The organism is Flavobacterium sp. FlaQc-30 (assembly GCF_044005885.1).
In the GTDB taxonomy this organism is placed as follows: Bacteria; Bacteroidota; Bacteroidia; order Flavobacteriales; family Flavobacteriaceae; genus Flavobacterium.
Genome location: NZ_JBIPCO010000007.1, coordinates 205204 through 224370, shown reverse-complemented (window position 1 = coordinate 224370; position 19167 = coordinate 205204). Strand labels below are relative to the sequence as shown.

At 34.0% G+C, this 19167-nt stretch carries 19 protein-coding genes; 10 read left to right on the top strand and 9 right to left on the bottom strand.

Features of this window, described 5'->3' with window-relative positions; genetic code table 11:
* Positions 1-107: 107 nt before the first annotated feature.
* From ACHRV0_RS16485 to ACHRV0_RS16455, 7 genes are all read right to left on the bottom strand, one after another.
* Positions 108-479: a group III truncated hemoglobin gene (locus tag ACHRV0_RS16485; RefSeq protein WP_129022883.1), complete on the bottom strand. Its 372-nt coding sequence runs from the start codon at positions 477-479 to the stop codon at positions 108-110.
* Between the two features lie 37 nt (positions 480-516).
* Entirely contained in the window at positions 517-1284 is a 768-nt protein-coding gene (locus ACHRV0_RS16480; RefSeq protein WP_395441642.1) for an ABC transporter permease subunit, read from the bottom strand.
* Positions 1268-1990: an ABC transporter ATP-binding protein gene (locus ACHRV0_RS16475; protein ID WP_395441641.1), complete on the bottom strand. Its 723-nt coding sequence runs from the start codon at positions 1988-1990 to the stop codon at positions 1268-1270. Before ACHRV0_RS16475 ends, ACHRV0_RS16480 begins: the two co-directional genes overlap by 17 nt.
* Complete coding sequence (locus tag ACHRV0_RS16470; protein WP_395441640.1) at positions 1987-3219, bottom strand: nitrous oxide reductase family maturation protein NosD; 1233 nt, start codon at positions 3217-3219, stop codon at positions 1987-1989. The genes ACHRV0_RS16475 and ACHRV0_RS16470 overlap by 4 nt, the downstream gene beginning before the upstream one ends.
* 35 nt (positions 3220-3254) lie before the next feature.
* Positions 3255-4262, bottom strand: a complete 1008-nt coding sequence (locus ACHRV0_RS16465; protein ID WP_129022886.1) for a nitrous oxide reductase accessory protein NosL — start codon at positions 4260-4262, stop codon at positions 3255-3257.
* A gap of 61 nt (positions 4263-4323) precedes the next feature.
* Entirely contained in the window at positions 4324-6297 is a 1974-nt protein-coding gene (gene nosZ / locus ACHRV0_RS16460; protein ID WP_395441639.1) for a Sec-dependent nitrous-oxide reductase, read from the bottom strand.
* A 36-nt stretch (positions 6298-6333) separates the two neighbouring features.
* Entirely contained in the window at positions 6334-6810 is a 477-nt protein-coding gene (locus tag ACHRV0_RS16455; RefSeq protein WP_129023135.1) for a cytochrome c family protein, read from the bottom strand.
* A 125-nt stretch (positions 6811-6935) separates the two neighbouring features.
* Between ACHRV0_RS16455 and ACHRV0_RS16450 the strand changes: the two genes are divergently transcribed.
* The 10 genes from ACHRV0_RS16450 to ACHRV0_RS16405 all read left to right on the top strand — a co-directional run bounded on the left by ACHRV0_RS16450 (position 6936) and on the right by ACHRV0_RS16405 (position 17214).
* Complete coding sequence (locus ACHRV0_RS16450) at positions 6936-7307, top strand: hypothetical protein (RefSeq protein WP_395441638.1); 372 nt, start codon at positions 6936-6938, stop codon at positions 7305-7307.
* An 80-nt stretch (positions 7308-7387) separates the two neighbouring features.
* Positions 7388-8239, top strand: coding sequence for a hypothetical protein (locus ACHRV0_RS16445; RefSeq protein ID WP_395441636.1), 852 nt, complete (start codon positions 7388-7390; stop codon positions 8237-8239).
* Positions 8240-8301: 62 nt separating this feature from the next.
* Positions 8302-10296: a TonB-dependent receptor domain-containing protein gene (locus ACHRV0_RS16440; RefSeq protein ID WP_395441635.1), complete on the top strand. Its 1995-nt coding sequence runs from the start codon at positions 8302-8304 to the stop codon at positions 10294-10296.
* Positions 10297-10542: 246 nt separating this feature from the next.
* A complete protein-coding gene (nadA, locus tag ACHRV0_RS16435) occupies positions 10543-11475 on the top strand; it encodes a quinolinate synthase NadA (RefSeq protein ID WP_395441634.1) in 933 nt (310 codons plus the stop codon).
* 18 nt (positions 11476-11493) lie between these two features.
* Complete coding sequence (nadB, locus tag ACHRV0_RS16430; RefSeq protein WP_395441633.1) at positions 11494-13008, top strand: L-aspartate oxidase; 1515 nt, start codon at positions 11494-11496, stop codon at positions 13006-13008.
* A gap of 23 nt (positions 13009-13031) precedes the next feature.
* Complete coding sequence (ric, locus tag ACHRV0_RS16425) at positions 13032-13763, top strand: iron-sulfur cluster repair di-iron protein (RefSeq protein ID WP_129023140.1); 732 nt, start codon at positions 13032-13034, stop codon at positions 13761-13763.
* A gap of 11 nt (positions 13764-13774) precedes the next feature.
* Complete coding sequence (locus ACHRV0_RS16420) at positions 13775-15898, top strand: ribonucleoside triphosphate reductase (protein ID WP_395441632.1); 2124 nt, start codon at positions 13775-13777, stop codon at positions 15896-15898.
* Complete coding sequence (nrdD, locus tag ACHRV0_RS16415; protein ID WP_394335287.1) at positions 15807-16046, top strand: anaerobic ribonucleoside-triphosphate reductase; 240 nt, start codon at positions 15807-15809, stop codon at positions 16044-16046. The genes ACHRV0_RS16420 and nrdD overlap by 92 nt, the downstream gene beginning before the upstream one ends.
* Positions 15988-16716: an anaerobic ribonucleoside-triphosphate reductase activating protein gene (locus ACHRV0_RS16410; RefSeq protein WP_395441631.1), complete on the top strand. Its 729-nt coding sequence runs from the start codon at positions 15988-15990 to the stop codon at positions 16714-16716. The genes nrdD and ACHRV0_RS16410 overlap by 59 nt, the downstream gene beginning before the upstream one ends.
* Before the next feature lie 51 nt (positions 16717-16767).
* Positions 16768-17214: a CopD family protein gene (locus ACHRV0_RS16405; RefSeq protein ID WP_395441630.1), complete on the top strand. Its 447-nt coding sequence runs from the start codon at positions 16768-16770 to the stop codon at positions 17212-17214.
* Between the two features lie 265 nt (positions 17215-17479).
* Here the strand turns inward: ACHRV0_RS16405 and ACHRV0_RS16400 are convergent, their stop codons facing one another.
* Both ACHRV0_RS16400 and metQ read right to left on the bottom strand, forming a co-directional pair.
* Entirely contained in the window at positions 17480-18079 is a 600-nt protein-coding gene (locus ACHRV0_RS16400; protein ID WP_129023143.1) for a murein L,D-transpeptidase catalytic domain-containing protein, read from the bottom strand.
* Between the two features lie 240 nt (positions 18080-18319).
* Positions 18320-19138 (bottom strand): methionine ABC transporter substrate-binding lipoprotein MetQ, encoded by an 819-nt coding sequence (metQ, locus tag ACHRV0_RS16395; RefSeq protein ID WP_129023144.1) that lies wholly within the window; start codon positions 19136-19138, stop codon positions 18320-18322.
* Positions 19139-19167: the final 29 nt, after the last annotated feature.

The window sequence follows — 19167 nt, the reverse complement described above, 5'->3', positions numbered from 1 at the left end:
GTTCAAATATTTACGTCCTTTGAGCAAAGGTTAAATGATAAATTATTAATTCAAATTTCATAACGTTTTAAAGTAAAAAAGCGGGAACTTCAATAGTTCCCGCTTTTTTAACTTATTACTTTATTCATCATTGCTTTTGAGATATTATCAGCCCTAATTTTAACTTCTCTAGCTTTTTCTCCTTCAAACAAATCATCGACTGTTTTCTTCCATAATTTTGTCCAGTGTTTAAAATGAGCCTCCGTCAAAAGGCTTTTCTGATTTAACATTCGGTGTTTCATCATCGGGTTTCCATCAAAATTACCAGTATGGAATAAAATATTATCCCAAAAATCATACATTATCGGAAGGTGTTTTTCCCAGTTTACCGCCGCTACTTCTGTAAATAAATAACCAATCGTAGGATCAGTTCTAATCTTTAGATAAAAAGCATCTACCAGTATTATAATATCATCTTTTCCCTTAATATCTGTTTTCATCTTTCTATTTGTTTCTTCATTTGTGCTTAAAATACTTTTACAAATCTTTTTTATTAAACTTTTTAAGAGATATAAAAAACGGAATTCCTATCCATAATAGTAATAATAGAAACGATAATATCAGTCCAATTGTTGTTCCAAAAAAATCTTTAAAAATCGCTCCTGTATATCCCATCATTGCCGATTGATCGAGATGCAGTAATATTTGAATACGTGCCAAATCTATAGGACTCAATGCTGTTACACCTACCATAGCTTTCTCTATAGGATATTCGGAAAACTGAAAAAGCAAAAACAATACTACAGCATCAAAAAGCATGGCAAAATAAAGCCAGAACATTATAGCAACTCCAATTCCTTTTGCTTTGTCTCTTGCATAAATACAGCTTAAAAAAGCCAATGAGACAAAAACTACTGAAATGAGACACCCTACCAAAAGCATCATCAATCCAACTACTCCTGGTGCGTTTATTATAAGCGGAATTCCAGCTCCAAGAAAAAATGCGGTAACCATTGCAATCGAAAGACCTGCAAATAAACTAATCCAAATTTTTTTTCTCTTTAAAGGCTGACTCAACAAAAGTTCAATAAATTCGGCACTGTTATAAAGATAAATCGTAGAAAACAATATCGACACTAAAGGTACTGTAAACAAAATTACATTCAATATAGTAAGCAGTCCTTTGGCTGAATTGTCTTCTAATCCGAATGATCCCCAAGAAAGTAAGGCTAAAATAATGGTGTAACTAACAACAATCTTATTTTTAAGTATATCGAGTAAAACAATTTTAATTATTCTGTTCATGATGTTTCTCTTTTAAGATTGCGGCAATGGCTTTTGAAATTTTGCTTTCGCCTGTATATTCAAGTAAATCGCTGATCGTTTTATGAAAATGTACTTTTCCATCCTGCATGAAAATAATCTGAGTAATCATATCATCGAGTTCACTTAATAAATGTGATGTTATTAAAATTAATTTTCCAGCGTCACGTTCTTTCAGAATTTTTTCTTTCAGAATTTCAGATGCTAATGGATCTAATCCTGCTGTAGGCTCATCAAGTATAAGAACATCAGGATTAAAAAGAAAAGCCAGTGCAGCACTTACTTTTTGCGTTGTTCCGCCAGAAAGCGTACGCATTTGTTTAGCATACATTTTGTCAAGATTAAAGGCTTTTATCAAATCTTCGTCTAAAACTGTTTTTGAATTTCTAATTTCTTTAATAATACTAATTATCTGTCCTATTTCCATATTATCAGGATATCTCCCAATCTGCGGCATATACCCAATCTTATTTCTGTAATCAAACTCTTTTAAAATAGAATTTTCATTAAACAAAATATCACCGTTGTCAGGAAGCACCATTCCAAGAATAGATTTAATGAGAGTTGTTTTTCCGCATCCGTTAGGACCAATCAATGCAATACATTCTCCCTTTTTAAATTCAAGATTTACATTTTCTAACACCTGAAGTTTTCCAAACTTTTTACTTATATTTTTTATAGTAATCATAAAATGAGAGATTTCATATAGGGGGTTTCATCAATAAAATTATCTGGTGTAATACTTGGCAGTACCTTTTCTGATTTATCTAACAGGGTAATCATAAAACTCCTGAATAAAAGCATTGCCGAAGGATTATTTTCAGTAAGAACAGCAAAAAGACTCAATGGATGAAAAGGCACATCGCCAATCCCGTCTTTGTTTAAATCATATCCTTCATACTTATCCCAATAATTACTATTGAAATGATTTAAAACGAGACTTCCATTAGTACTGATATCAAAAGTATTGGCAAGAAAATTATTGAATGAAATTTCGTTATCCATACAACTTGCCTGAATCTTCATTCCCCAGCCATTGTCTTTAAATATGTTATGATTAAGCATTACTCTGCTCGTACCTTCCATATAGATTCCAGAAGTATTACGTATAAATTTGTTTCCAATAATATAACTGTCTGCAATCTCTTTCAGCAATAAACCATAGGCGGCGTCTCCCCAGTTTTCTTCAAAATAATTGTTAAACATTTTTACATTTTTGGTAAACATTACAGCCACTCCTGCTCCATTGTTTTTAAATACATTTGAGATGTACGAATCGTCATTAGAAAACATAAAATGCAGTCCGTATCGAATATTTCCTTTAGAAATGTTTCTCCAGATAATCGAATTCGAAACAAACTCAAAATAAATCCCGTCACGATGCCCGGAAATTCGGTTTCCGATAATTTTCATACTATCGCTTTTCCAACAATGAATTCCGTTTCCTATACGTTGTTCTTCTGTCTGATGAGCTTTTATGGTGTTATTTTCAATTATGCAGCTGCTCCCTTTTTGAGCGTAAATGCCAAAAAAGTTATTTTCCAGTATATTATTCTTTACTATTACACCTATTTTATCATAAATCTTAATGCCGCAAGGATCGTTCAGCGAACCGTAACCAGAATCAATTACTTTAAAACCAGATACAACAACACTATCAGCTTTGATAGAAACCACTTCATATTTTCTTTGTCCATCAAGAATTGGAAAATCCTTTCCTTGCAGCACAATTCTTTTATTGATCACGATATTTCCCTCACGATACACTCCTTTATAAATCAAGATTGTATCGCCAGGGTTTGCCAGATCAATAGCTTTTTTTATACTTTTTATTACCTTGTTCTTCCCAACCTCAATAGTCTTCGACTGCAGATTGAAACAAAACAACGATAGAAAAAGACAGAGAAATAATTTCATATTTTTTAAAAATTGTGTTTTGAGTTGTCGTTCTCTTATTTTTCAATAAAAGTGCTCCATTCCTTTTCTTGTCCGTGAGACTCTGCTTCAAATGCTTTTGCTTGACTTTTATTAGAAAATGCAGCAATGTTTCCATTCATTGGACTTTTGATTGCGCCTCCAGAAACATAAAAAGCTTTTTCGGCAGGAATTAATTCATTTTCTAAAGTATAATCATGAACATAGTATCCCTTAACTTTTAATTCTGGATTTTCCTTGGTATAATTAACCATACAAGCAATATCATCAAATTTATAAGCTCTGCCTTTTTCAGTAATAATTTCAGCACCATGTTTTCCATCCGTAATACCCATTTTGCAAAAATCGCAGTTGTCCGTATTCAGTTTAATTGGAACTGGTTTGTCATTTGCGCATGAAGAAAATAAAACGGCCAATATTGCCATACTTAGTACTGTTTTTGTTTTAAAAAAAAGCATTTTCTTTTCTTTTAATACAGCAAGAAAAAGTAAAACTCCAGCAGTAATCAGCATCCATCCGCCGATATCGGGTATCGAATAGGCTCCAAAATTAAGCAGTTGCTTATAACCTAAAACGGGCGGTTGGTATGCCATTCCGGGTACACGAATTGCAGCATTTGGATCAAGGTTGTGACCATATTCATAATTCCAACGATAAAAATCAAAACCTGCAGCTATCCCAAAAAGGACAAAAGAGCCGAAGAGTGTATATAAAATTTTCTGATTTTTGTAGAATATGCATCCTAAAGCGATAACTCCAAAAAAACCTAGAATAATAGGAAGAATTGTAAACTCAATAAAATCTTCTGTATGCAAAGTTTTCATACCAATATAATGATTAAGTCCGTTGATAATCTCTACATCACCCGCAATTTTAGAAGCATGAAGTTTTAAAACCAATCCTTCTGGATATTGAGGTGCAGTTAATTCAATTTTCCACATGGGCACAAAAATGGATCCAATAAACAGTAATCCTGATAACAAGAGAACTATTTTAGAAAATGTCGAAATTGTATTATTTCTCATAATAATTCAAAATAAAAAAGGGAACAAAGAATATGCTCTGTCCCCTTTACTTGGTTAGTAGTTATTCTTTTGGTAAATTAGTTCCCAGACTGTAGCTAATTGGAACGTTACTTCCTGCTGGTGAAACTCTAACATAACCCTGCATTTCTTGATGTAATGCACTACAGAAATCTGTACAATAGAATGGGAATATTCCTTTTTTCTGAGGTGTCCATTTTAAAGTAAGTGTTTCTCCCGGCATAATCAGCAATTCGGCAGTATTAGCTCCTTTAATGGCAAATCCGTGAGGAACATCCCAATCTTGTTCAAGATTAGTAACATGGAAATAAACCTCATCACCTACACGAATTCCTTCGATATTATCTGGAGCAAAATGAGAACGAATACAAGTCATGTAAATATGTACTTTATTTCCTTCTCTAACCACTTTAGTTTCTTTTTCCCCTTTGGCTGCAAAAGGATGCTTGTTATCAGCCATTTTGTAAAACTTCAACTGTCCGTTGTTACGAATCTTATCAGCTGGAATTCCTTGTGCATAATGCGGTTCTCCAATTGTTGGAAAATCAAGCAGCAGTTTCATTTTGTCTCCGCTGATATCAAATAATTGTGCACTTTGTGCTAGTTCAGGACCTGTTGGCAAGAAACGATCTTTTGTAATTTTATTATAAACTACCATATATTTTCCAAATGGTTTTTCTGTATTACCACCCGGAACCATAAGGTGACCTGGAGAATAATAAGTCGCTTTTCTATCTAGAACTTTAAGATCTTTAATATTCCATTTTACAACCTCGGAAGAAACAAACATTGTTGTATATGCATTTCCTTTACCGTCAAATTCAGTATGTAAAGGTCCTAATCCTGGTTTTTGAACTTCGCCGTGCAGCGCAGCTTCATATTTTACTACTGGAATACCTGCATAAGAACCATCAAATTGCTTATTAGCAATCGCTGCTTTCAGTTTTGTAAAACTAAATACAGGAATCAAAGCTGCCAATTTTCCACTTCCAATAATATATTCACCTGTTGGGTCAATATCACAACCGTGAGGTGATTTTGGACAAGGAATCATGTAGCAAATATCCTTAAGTTCTGCAGCATCAAGAGTTAATACTTCTTTTTTAGTTTCAGATTTTGCTGTTTGCGTTTTTTCATCCCAAGTATTATGAACGTAGTTTGCAGGTACACGCTTTCCTTTACCAGCTTTAATATATTCCTCTGCTTTTTTCCAGTTAACCGCCATGATAAAATCTTTATCATTTTTAGATGCGTTTACCTCCAGTAATGTATTTGCTTGTTCTGTATTATAGCAAGAGAAAAAGAACCAGCCATGAGACTCTTTTTTACCTGGATGACTAAGGTCAAAATTAACTCCAGGTGCTACAATTTGAAAAGCAAGATCTAACTCTCCCTCTTTACCTACTTTTACAAAACTTAAATATCCTTTAAAGTTTTTCTTGAAAGTATTAATAGGCACATCTCCATTATCATTATCAGGAGGAACACTAAAACGGCTTGCTCCTACCACATACTCTGTATTTTGAGTAATAAATGGTGAAGAGTGATTTCCTGCACAGTTTGGAAGTTCGATAATTTCAGCTGTTCTAAAAGTTTTTAGATCAATACGTGCAATTCTAGGTGTATTGTTTGCATTGGCAAAAAGCCAGCGTCCGTCTACTTCACCATTTGTCTGCGACAAATCAAGGTGATGCTGATCATCCCAAGGCACATATCCGTGAGAAGTGTTTAACATTGGTTTTGTTTCCTCGCTGTAGCCGTAGCCGCTTTGAGGATCTTCAGAGAATACAGGCATTACTCTAAGCAGTCGCCCGCTTGGAAGTCCGTAAACACTCACTTGACCACTAAATCCGCCAGAGACAAAGTTGTAAAACTCATCATACTTACCGGGAGCAACATATACTTTGCTGGCTACATCGCCATCAACAGCATCTGAAGAGTCTTTAGGCTTGCAAGAAACAAAAAAAGCACAGCCCAAAGTAATGGCAAAAACTGATTTTAAAAAGTTATTTTTCATATGGTTATTATTTAGATTTCTGATTTATTTTGGAGATTATTTTACTCCATCATTCTGACGCATATATTCCAGAATACTTCTAGCTTCATCATCACTTAAACCTTGATTAGGCATTCTAATCATACAAAGCTCTAATTGAGCCTGCAATTCTGGATCTTTATCAATCATAGGATCAGGATTTGTGATAAAATTCATAATCCATTGTGGTGTTCTTCGTTCCGTTACACCTTTCCATCCCGGACCAACAAGTTTCTCATCTGTAGGTTTGTGGCATGAAGTACATTTTACTTCGGCAGCTTTAAGCCCTTTTTCTGCCATTGCTTTATCTAAGGAAGCGCCTAATTCTACAGTCGAATATTTCCCGAGTCCCCTTTGAGGATCATATGATTCAGCTTCGGCAGTTTTTTCTGCAGGCGGCGGAGTCGAAAAATCTTCATCTGTTTTTGATTTATCCTTTCCGCAGGACACGAAAAAGAAAATGCCAAACATTGCTATTAAAAATAATTTGTTCATGTGTTTGCTTTTTTTTATTTGTTAAACTACAGGTCAAAGTTCCACAAGATGTATTTCTTAAATTATGATTACGATCATACTTTAAAGAAAAAGTTGATGATACCTTCGTACTCTAAAATAAACAGATGAAGTTTTTTGTTTACATATTTCTCTTTTCAGTGGTTTTCAGACCTGCGTTTCCATTTTTGGATTATGTGGTAAACTACCATTACATTGTTACCGAATTATGCGAAAACAAAAATGCACCTGAACTAAGCTGTAATGGAAAATGTCATTTGAAAAAAGAGCTGGCAAAAGCGTATAAAAATGATGTTCCAGCCTCTAACGAGAAAAAAACAGAAACAGCAGAAACAGTTGTACTATTCATAGTAAACCTTCCAGTATTTTGTTTTGAAACAACTCACAAAACCTACTTAAAAATAAACTCAGTTTATAAAAATCTATACTCCCATTTAGACGCAGTTTCTGTATTTCGCCCACCGGCTTTCAACTATTAATTTTTCAATGTTTTACACTTTATTTTCTCCGAAATCTATTTCGGCAGAAATCGTATTATCCTAATTTAAATTAATATTCTATGAAAACTTTAAAATACATTACCCTTTTCCTTTTAGCGATTACCTATATTTCATGTTCTTCTGATGATGATTCTTCAACTTCAATTCCTGCTGATGAAACACTTGGACTTCAAAAAATTCAAGAATTAACGAATGACAATCATGTAGTTGAGTTGTACTCAAAAAAAGGCACTTTAATTCAAGGCTACAATGCTGTTACCATTAGAATAAAAGACAAAAAAAGCAGCGCTTATATTACGGATGCACAAATTGATTGGACGCCAATTATGCATATGACTATGATGCAGCATTCATGTCCAAAATCAGCTGTGACCAAAACGGCAGATAAAAAAACCTTATACTCAGGTGATATTATTTTTCAGATGGCACAAAACGATAAGGAGTTTTGGGAACTTAAAATTAATTATACTATCAATAATGTTGTTTATACCGTTGCAGATACTATTGCGGTAACTGCATCGCCAAAACGTACTGTAACCTCATTTAAAGACAATAACGGCAACAAATATGTACTGGCTTATATCGCACCCGAAAATCCGAAAGTAGCCGTAAACGATGCTGCTATTGGACTTTATAAAATGGAAGATATGATGACGTTTACTGCGGCAAACAATTTTAAAATAAAAATAGATCCTAGAATGCCAAGCATGGGAAATCATGGTTCACCAAATAACACCGATTTAGTACAATCTCAAGCAGGAGATTTCTATAAAGGGAAACTTTCATTGACCATGACTGGATATTGGAAAATTAATATGCAGGTTTTAAATGCCTCAGATGAAGTACTAAAAGGAGAACCTGTAACAACAGAAAATCCTGCAAGCAGTCTTTATTTTGAAATCGAATTTTAAGCGTTCATTATTAACAAGAAAGAGGCAATTGTAGTTGTCTCTTTCTTATAATTTATCTAGTGATGAAAAAGATAATAGTATGTATTCTAACTATTTTTTCAACAATCTGCTGGGGACAAGAACAACAAAAAGACAGTCTTTTGGCTCAAAATTTAAATGAAATTATTGTTATTGGAAAAAAAGCAGCTTTACATCAAAAACAGCCAAAATCATTGACTTCTGTAGAAGATTATCTTCAAAAATCTACAAAAGTAAATATGATAAAAAGAGGCGCTTATGCCTGGGAACCTACAATTAACAACATGTCTACAGAACGCACTGTTATTACTATTGACGGAATGCGCATTTTTGGAGCTTGTACTGATAAAATGGATCCTATAACCTCTTATGTTGAAGTATCAAATTTATCAGAAGCTGCGGTTGCTTCTGGTCAGCAGGCAAGCTGTCATGGAGCGGCAATTGGCGGCTCTATAGATCTAAAACGTTCTGTTTTTAGTCAAAATACTTTGGGGTGGAATGGCAGTTTTAACTCAGGTTATGAAAGTAACAATCAGCAAAAAATTATTGGAGGTTCATTGGGCTACAATAATGAAAAGTTTTACGCTCATGTTGATTTTATGCATCGTGATGCTGAGAATTATAAAGCTGGTGGAAATCAAGAAATCAATTTTTCTCAGTTTACAAAATACAACATTGCAGCAACTGCTGGATATTTTATAAATAAGAGAAATAATCTAGAAGCTTCGTTAATTTATGATAACGCAACAAATGTAGGTTATCCCGCTCTGCCGATGGATGTTTCGCTGGCAAAAGCCGAAATTATGTCTTTAAGCTATCGTTACACACCCGATTCTGGTATTATTTCAAACTGGGAAACAAAGGTTTACGGAAACAGCATAACTCATAAAATGGACGATACTAAAAGACCATCTGTTCCCATTCATATGGATATGCCTGGCTGGTCTGATACCTATGGATTTTATTCTAAACTAAAAGGGAAATATAAAATACACGATTTTACGGCAGACTTAAATGCTTTTTACAACAAATCGATTGCCGAAATGACAATGTATCCTTCTGATCCCACAGAAAATTTAATGTTTATGTACACTTGGCCTGATGTACGAACTTTTTATAACGGTTTATCGCTTGAAGATTATATTAAAATAGCTTCAGAAACTACTTTGAGAATTGGAACTTCTGTTGGATTTCATTCAAATGATGTTGCAAATGATTTTGGATTGCAGAGTCTGCGTATTTTTTATCCTAAAATGGAGGCTTCAAAAAACCGTTTCTTAAAAAGTTTCTCTGCAAACTTTACTCAAAAAAAAGGCAATTTTGAATATGGTTTTGGAGGTGCTTATGCAGAAAGAGCTCCTTCTGTTTCTGAAGGTTATGGTTTTTATCTTTATAACAGCAGTGATTTTTATGATTACATAGGAAATCCATTTTTAAAGAACGAAAAAGCCCTAGAAGCCAATCTTTTACTGGGGTATAAAACAAATCAATTGAGCACAAAAATTACAGCGTCATACTTTCATATTAATGATTTTATCGTAGGGCAAATTGATCCTAATATTCTGCCTATGACAATTGGAGCGTCTGGTGTAAAAAAATACGAAGCTTTAAGCTATGCCTCTATTTTTAATGCCGATTTAAATTTAGAATATTCTCTATTTGAAAACTGGCTTTTAAAAACACAGCTGGTTTATAGTTTAGGCAAAGACAATCAAGGAAACAATCTTCCTTTTATAAGTCCAATACGATACAGTGTAGGAATTGACTATAAAAAGCAGAATCTAAATTTAGGAATTTCGGCTTTGGGAAATCTTGCTCAAAAAGAATTTGCAGCAACATACGGTCAGACAAAAACACAGGATTATTTGATTTTTAATTTCAATGCTGGATATGTATTTCATTACAATCAAAATTTAATAAAACTGCAAACGGGTGTAGAAAATATCTTTGATAAATATTACACCACTTTTTCAGACTGGAATAAAATTCCGCGAATGGGACGCAACGTCTTTGTTAATCTTACTTTCAGCTTTAGATAAACCTTTTTTGAACTACATTTTTTTCCAGTTTTACGTTTGACTTTTAAAACAGAACATAAAAAAATAAAAATAATACAGTATGATTGGAATCATAGTTTGAAAATTTTGATGACAATATATTTACGCTATTAAAATTTACAATCAAGCATCCTAAAAACTACCACTTTCATTACAAACTTCAGTTTTACCAACTGTCGCATTTCTTTAGTAGAGCTTGATTTTTTCAAAAAAAACAGATTAAAAAAAATGGATAAACAATTCTTGATACAGGAAATAAACCGCCTAAAACAGCAAAAAAATGCTGTCATTCTAGCTCATTATTATCAAAATGAAGACATTCAAGATATTGCAGATTTTGTTGGCGACAGTTTAGAATTATCCAAAAAAGCACAGGCAACCAATGCAGATGTTATTGTTTTTGCGGGAGTTCATTTTATGGCAGAAACCGCAAAAATCCTTAATCCGTCAAAAAAAGTACTGCTTCCAGATTTAAAGGCCGGCTGTTCACTCGCTGACGGCTGTGACCCGAAAGATTTTAAGATATTCAAAGAAAAATATCCAGATCATGTTGTGGTAACGTACATTAATTGTTCTGCCGAAATAAAAGCGATGAGCGATCTTGTTTGCACATCATCAAATGCAAAAAAGATAATAGGATCAATTCCTCAAAACAAAAAGATAATTTTTGCTCCCGATCAAAATCTGGGAAATTATCTAAAAAAAGAAACTCAGCGTGATTTAGTACTCTGGGAAGGTTCTTGCGTGGTTCACGAAGCCTTTTCATTAAACAAGTTAATTGAAATTTATATAAAAAATCCAACGGCAAAAATTGCCGCCCACCCGGAGTCAGAAAGTCATATTTTGAAAACGGCGCATTATATTGGCTCTACTTCGGGTATTATTAACTTTATTAAAACGGATCCTGCTTCCGTTTTCATCGTGGCTACGGAGGCCGGCATTCTGCATCAACTTTCAAAAACTGTACCTGATAAGACGCTGATCCCGGCCCCATCCACAGAAGATAACAGCTGTGCCTGCAGTGAATGTGCTTTTATGAAAATTAATACCCTTGAAAAACTCCTGCAATGCCTCAGTAACGAAAGTCCAGAAATTAAAATAGCTGAACCCTTAAGAGTTAAAGCCCTGCAGCCAATTGAAAGAATGCTTGAATTATCATAGAACAAAAAAAACAACAAAATGCTTAAAACTGACATCTTAATAATTGGCTCAGGTATTTCGGGACTTTTTCTAGCTATGAAAACAGCTCAAAAAAGACCCGATTTGTCAATTGTAATTATGACCAAAGAAAGTGCTCAAAATACAAATACACAATTGGCACAAGGCGGTATTGCGGTTGTAACCGATTTGATAAAAGACAGCTTTGACCAGCACATTAAAGATACACTGCTCGCAGGCGACGGAAGCTGTGATCAAACTATTGTAAATATGGTAATTAAGCAGGCGCCAGAAAGGTTAAATGAGCTTTTAGACATTGGAACTTCTTTTGATAAAGATGAGCGCGGACAGTGGAATTTGGGTTTAGAAGGCGGTCATTCTACTCATCGCATATTGCATCATAAAGACAGTTCTGGCTTAGAAATTGAAAAAAAACTTCTAAATATCATAAAAGAACTTCCAAATATACAGTTACTCGAAAATCATCAAGTTATTGATTTGAATACTGAAAAAAATGAAGAAGAAAATCTTTGCACTGGAGCTTTTTATTATGATAAAAAAAGTAACTCCGTAAAATACATACAAACCAGAACTATCATATTGAGTACAGGCGGCTGCGGCCAGCTTTTTGAGAACACAACCAATCCTGAAATTGCCACGGGTGACGGTATTGCAATGGCTGCCCGCGCTGGGATCGAAATTGAAGACCTCCAATACATCCAGTTTCATCCCACCGCCTTGTTTGACGGCAGCAAAAATCCGTTTTTTCTAATTTCAGAAGCAGTTCGTGGTTTTGGCGCTTATGTTGTTAATGAAGATCAAAAAAGATTCTTGTTTAAATATGATTCACGAGGCGAATTAGCAACACGTGATATTGTTTCTCATGCCATTAACAGCGAAATGCTTCAATCTAATAAAAAACACGTTTATCTTGATTGTCGTCACTTAGATTCAGTCGAGTTTTACAAAGAATTTCCTGTAATTGCAAAACAATGCAATCTAGCAGGTTTAAAACCCGAAAAAGATCTAATTCCAATTGTTCCGGCGGCTCATTATCAATGCGGCGGGATAAAAGTTGATCGCAACGGTTTAACGGCAATTCAAAATCTATATGCCATAGGAGAATGTGCCCGAACAGGATTACATGGCAAAAATCGTTTAGCCTCCAATTCGCTTTTAGAAGCCTTAGTTTTTGCACATCAAGCCTCAGAACAAATAGATAAAACAATACAAAATTTTGCATTTTCATCAAAAATACCTAGTCCAAAGTTTTCCCAAGCAGACAATAGTACTACCGAAGCTTTTGCTATCCTAAAAAAAGAACTGCAAGTCTTAATTACCGTTTTTTATACCAGCGAAAATCGTGATAAAGATCATGCAGTAGAAAAAATAAAAATGCTGAAAAATGCAGCCGTTTCTCTAATCGAAAAAGACAAAATCGCAATTCCTTTTATTGAATTCAGCAATATGCTTGTCACAGCCTTAATTATCATTAAACAATGTAAAAAAATAAAAGAACCCATTCTAACTAATTGAATGATTAAAACCTCTCCAAAAAAATGGAAATAACACCAAAAAATACAATTGGCGAAATCGTGGCAGATGATTTCAGAACAGCAGCAACTTTCTCTAAATACAGTATTGATTTTTGTTGCAAAGGACACCGTACGATCGAAGAAGTATGCAAAAAAAGAGCTATTGATGAAGAGTTATTAATTGCAGAAATTGAAAGAACTCGAACAAGCGAAGCAAATCAATCATTTGATTATAAAACCTGGCCGCTCGACTTACTTACAGATTATATAGAAAAAACACATCATCGTTATGTAAAAGAAAAAACGCCGGTACTATTTCAGTTTTTAAACAAACTATGTAATGTTCACGGCGAAAGACATCCAGAATTATTCGATATTAATTCTCTTTTTTCAGCATCAGCTGCAGATCTTTCGGCGCATATGAGAAAAGAAGAAGTTATACTTTTTCCTTTTATCCGAAAAATGAAAACGGCTCAAATAAAAGGTGATTTTCTAGAAATGCCGCATTTTGGAACTATCGAAAATCCTATTGCAATGATGAAGCAGGAACATAATACTGAGGGTGATCGTTTTAAAAAAATTGCCGCTTTGACCAACAATTACTCTCCTCCTGCTGATGCCTGCAATACCTACAAAGTAACATTTGCAATGCTGGAAGAATTTGAAAACGATCTGCACAAACACATTCATATGGAAAACAATATACTGTTTCCAAAAGCTATTAGTCTCGAGAAAAAATTTGAGAAAGTTTCTTAAACATACAAAACATGGAAAAATATGTGATCAAACGTAACGGCGATTACAAACCTTTTGAAGCCTATAAAATTAAAGACGCCATTGAAAAAGCCTTTCAGAGCGTAAATCTGCCTGTTGATAAAAAGATATACAAACTGGTTTCTTTAGGTCTTGAATCAAAATATTCATGGCCGGTAGAAGAAATTCAGGACATTATAGAAAGAGTTCTTTTTGAAAATGGTTATTTTAAAACCATGCGCTCATTTATTATCTATCGTCATACCCGAAAACTGCAGCGGGAACATATTGATGGTTTCAATGACAGCACGACGTATGTCGACAGTACACAAACTATTGAAGAATATATCAACCAATCTGATTGGCGTATTAATGCCAATGCCAATACCTCCTATTCTAATGCAGGATTAGTTAATAATACCGCAGGAAAAATAATTGCGAATTACTGGCTGGATAAAATTTACAATAAGGAAGAAGGTTTTGCACATAGAAATGGTGATTTACACATTCATGATCTCGATTGTTTAACTGGTTACTGCGCTGGTTGGAGTCTGCGTGTTTTATTAAATGAAGGATTCAACGGCGTGCGCGGTCGTGTTGAAAGCAGACCTCCATCGCATTTTAGAGAGGCGCTTGGACAAATGGCTAACTTTTTAGGAATTCTGCAAAGCGAATGGGCAGGCGCTCAGGCTTTCAGTTCATTTGATACTTATCTTGCGCCATACGTCTTTAAAGACCAGCTCACTTACGATCAAGTTTTAAAAGCGATTCGAAGTTTTGTTTATAACCTGAATGTGCCCGCAAGATGGGGACAATCTCCTTTTACGAATATAACTTTAGATTGGATCGCTCCTGATGATTTAAAAGAGCAGATTCCAACTAGAAATAACGAACATTTATTTCTTACTTCAAATGATTCAATCTTAATAAAAAAGGCTAACGAAAGAGGAGTTGCAGCTTTAACGAATTTAAAATATGCCAATTTTCAAGAGGAAATGAACTTGATTAATAAGGCTTATTATACCGTAATGACCGAAGGTGATGCAAACGGACAGCCATTTACGTTTCCAATTCCTACGGTTAATATAACAGAGGATTTTGACTGGGAAGGTGAAAATGTTGATTTATTGTTTGAAAATACAGCTAAAATTGGTTCTTCATACTTTCAAAACTTTATTGGAAGTCAGTATATATTAGATGAAAATGGCAACAGAATAGAAAATCCCGAAGCTTATAAACCAAATGCTGTTAGAAGTATGTGCTGCAGACTTCAACTTGATTTACGTGAATTATTAAAACGAGGAAACGGCTTATTTGGAAGTGCCGAAATGACTGGAAGCATTGGCGTAGTAACGATCAATATGGCTCGCTTGGGATATTTACATAAAGGGAATATTATAAAACTGTTTTATCATTTAGATGAGCTGCTCCAAAAAGCAAAATCGACTTTAGAGAAAAAAAGAATCTTTATTCAAAAAATGTACGACCGAGGACTTTATCCTTATACACAACGTTATCTTCAGCATTTTAGAAATCACTTTTCAACCATCGGTGTGAACGGAATGAATGAAATGGTGCTTAATTTTACGGATGGAAAACAAAATATTACCACCAATTCTGGGATTCATTTTGCAACTGAAGTTTTAGATCATATTCGATCAAGAATGAAAGAATTCCAAGAAGAAACAGGAAACTTATACAATCTTGAAGCTACTCCTGCAGAGGGAACGACTTATCGTTTTGCAAAAGAGGATAAAAAACGTTTTCCAGAAATTTTGCAGGCAGGTCAAAACAGCAATATCTATTATACAAACAGTTCACAAATTCCTGTAGATCATACCGAAGATCCGTTTGAGGCTTTATTGCTTCAGGACGAATTACAATGTAAATATACCGGCGGAACGGTACTGCATCTCTATATGCGAGAAAAAATAAGCAGTCCAGAAGCCTGTAAAAACTTTGTGAAAAAGGTATTGACAAATTTCAAACTGCCTTACATAACGGTTACACCAATTTTCAGCATCTGTCCTATTCATGGATATCTAAATGGCGAACATGAATACTGCCCAAAATGCGACGAAATTTTACTCAGCGAGAATAATCAAAAATCCGAAATATATGAAAACACAATGTCATGAAATTCTAGCACAGCAGCAAGTTAAAAGAAGCAAATGTTTAGTTTACACAAGAGTAATGGGCTATCATAGACCCGTAGAAAGTTTTAATATTGGAAAAAAAGGCGAACATCAACAGCGTACCCATTTCAAGGAATCCACTATCCAATAAGGCAGTTTACAACATTACGCCCTTTACTTTATTAGATTATCCGGATAAGACAGCCTGCATTATATGGTTTGCAGGCTGTAATATGCGGTGTTTATATTGTTACAATCCTGATATTGTTCTTGGCAAAGGAAGTATTGATTTCGAAACAGTTCTTGCGTTTCTTAAAACACGCAAAGGATTATTAGATGGTGTAGTATTAAGCGGTGGCGAATGTACCATGCATAAAAACATAATCATTTTTATAAAAAAAATAAAAGCCCTAGGTTTTACAGTGAAAGTTGATACTAACGGTTCGAAACCAAATGTTCTGCGAAAACTGATCTCTGAAAAACTGATCGATTATGTTGCTTTAGATTTTAAAAGCCTTCCAGATGCTTTTAAAGAGATTACAAAATCAAATCTATTTTTAAAATTTGAAGAAAGTTTATTACTTTTAATAGCCTCTTCAATTCAGTTTGAAGTACGCACAACAGTACATTCAAATCTTATCAATAAATCTGAATTATTAAAGATGAGAACCTATCTTGAAACTCAAAATTTTGAGGGAAACTATTATATCCAGCATTTTAGAAATAATGTGCCAACACTAACATCTCTAGGTCGTTCTGATCAAAAAATGAGTAGTACCAATTTTTCTGCATCAAAAGTAAAAATTGTTTTTAGAGAATAATTTCTAAAAAATGCTGCTCTTACCTTTTATCAATCCAAAACCAAAAAGCTCATGAAACTGCACCATTTTCTTTTGATAATTCATCTTATCTCAGCAACAATCTGGGTGGGCGGACATCTTGTTTTAAGCATTCGATACCTGCCTTTAGCTTTAAAGCAAAAAGACCCAGCAATTATTTTAAACTATGAGAAAAAATTTGAAGCTCTAGGCATGAGCTCTCTCCTTTTACTAATTATTACAGGAATAATGATGGCGTATGATTTTGGAGTTTCTTTTGATTCTTGGTTTAGTTTTTCCAGCGGAATCGAAAAAGTTGTTTCTGTAAAACTCTTATTATTACTCTCTACTTTTTTACTTGCACTCATTGCTCAATTTAGTATTATTCCAAATCTCAGCAAACATAATATCAATAAAATGGCAGTCCTTATTATTAGTGTTACTTTAATAGGTGTAACGATGCTTATTTTAGGATCAAGTATTCGATATGGAGGAATATAATACAAGACTTAGTTCTTAAAATTTGTCATCCCAAGGAACGAGGACACGAGCTATAGTGAACTGGCGAAGCAATCTTCGCAAGTAACTCGACATAGTAAAATACCAATCTTTGTGGAGCTTCTCGTGAAGATTCCTCGTTCCTAGGAATCACAAAAATGCGAAAGTCTTTGATAAAAGTCTAATATGGTTAGGGATTTTTTTGTCATTTCGACGTAAGGAGAAATCGCACACGAAACTCCGTAACAAAAAGCCTCAATGTTTTCAATTAATAAAAAATATGCAAGATAATGTTCGATTTTGAGCCGTCAATGATCTTTTCTAATCTTTTAAAGAAAACTTCACTTACCATAGGACAACCTTGACTGTTTGATATATAATACTCCTGCTCATCATTTGGAACTGCAGAGTACGAATGTAAAACTACTGCTCTTTTAGCCGCGTTACTATTAGTTTCATCAAGTCCGCTTAATTTATAGGCTTTACCAAACATTCCTTTATACGATTTACCTACGGAATATCTGCCTAACGAAGTACATTTAGAATTGGGTTCATTACTAAATTTCAAATCTCCTTTTACAGCCGTTTCAGATCCTGATCCATTAGCCACAAGTCCTTTATCTAAAATTTTATTGTTGGCTATATCATAAACAAAAAACCTATTGTACCCAGATTTGATTTTCATATCAACCAGAAAAACAATCTTATCATTATACCCAGAGCGATTCTTTAATAATGCTTTTACTTCAGTTAGCTGCTGTGTCAGTCTTGCATCTTCAATAATTGCAGCAGGCTTGTCGTTTACGTTTTCTACAGGAGTATTAAAAAAACTTACAATAAAGAATAGTGTTAAATTGAATATTTTCATAACAGAATTAATTAAGAATACTTTTTACTTCATAACAAATGATTCAGAACGTTCTAAATCATTTTTCTCAGCAGCAAAAATAAACGTAAACCTTAATCTAACTAATCCTCAAACGTCTGAAAAACAACAAAATAAGACTTATTTCATTCGAGATCAAACAGTTTTATTTCCCAAAACTTAAAATAAGAACATAAAAAAAGGCCTCTAAAGGCCTTTAAGATAATAGTTTTTTATGTTTTTTTACCAGCCTTTTACAGCACCGCCTTTAAACTCGCGAATTGCAGCCTGTTCTACTTCTGGTGATTGAAAAGCTTGCAAAAACTGCTTTACTTTTTCTTCATTTTTATTGTCCTCACGGCTTACAACAAGATTTACATAAGGCGAATCTTTATCTTCCACAAACAATGCATCACGAGCAGGAACTAATCCAGCCTGAGAAGCAAATGTATTATTGATAATTGCAATCGTTACATTTTGATCGTCTAAAGCACGAGGTAATTGCGGTGCTTCTAATTCTAATATTTTCAGATTTTTAGGATTGCTTACTATATCTGTTACTTTAGGTAACAAACCGATTCCTGATTTAAGTTTCAGCAAACCATTTTTCTCTAAAAGCAATAATGAACGACCTCCATTTGTTGGATCATTTGGAATAATAACTGTGCTTTCGTTTTTCAATTCCGAAAGACTTTTTATTTTTTTAGAATAACCAGCAATTGGGTATACAAATGTTTTACCAATTATCGCCAATTTGTAACCTCGTTGTTTAGACTGTTCGTCAAGATAAGGTTTATGCTGAAAAGCATTTGCATCTATATCTCCTTGACTCAAAGCTTCATTTGGAATTACATAATCATTAAATGAAACGAGTTCAACTTCTAGTCCGTATTTTTCCTTAGCTACTTTTTGTGCTGCCTGAGCAACAGCATATTCTGGTCCAGCTGCAACACCCACTTTAATATGATGCGGGTCATTATTTTTGCTTTTTCCGCAATTCGATAAAACTAATGACAATGCAATAATTCCACCTGCTTTAATAAAACTTTTTATATTTTTCATTCCTATGTTTTTAATTTTTACTACTTAAT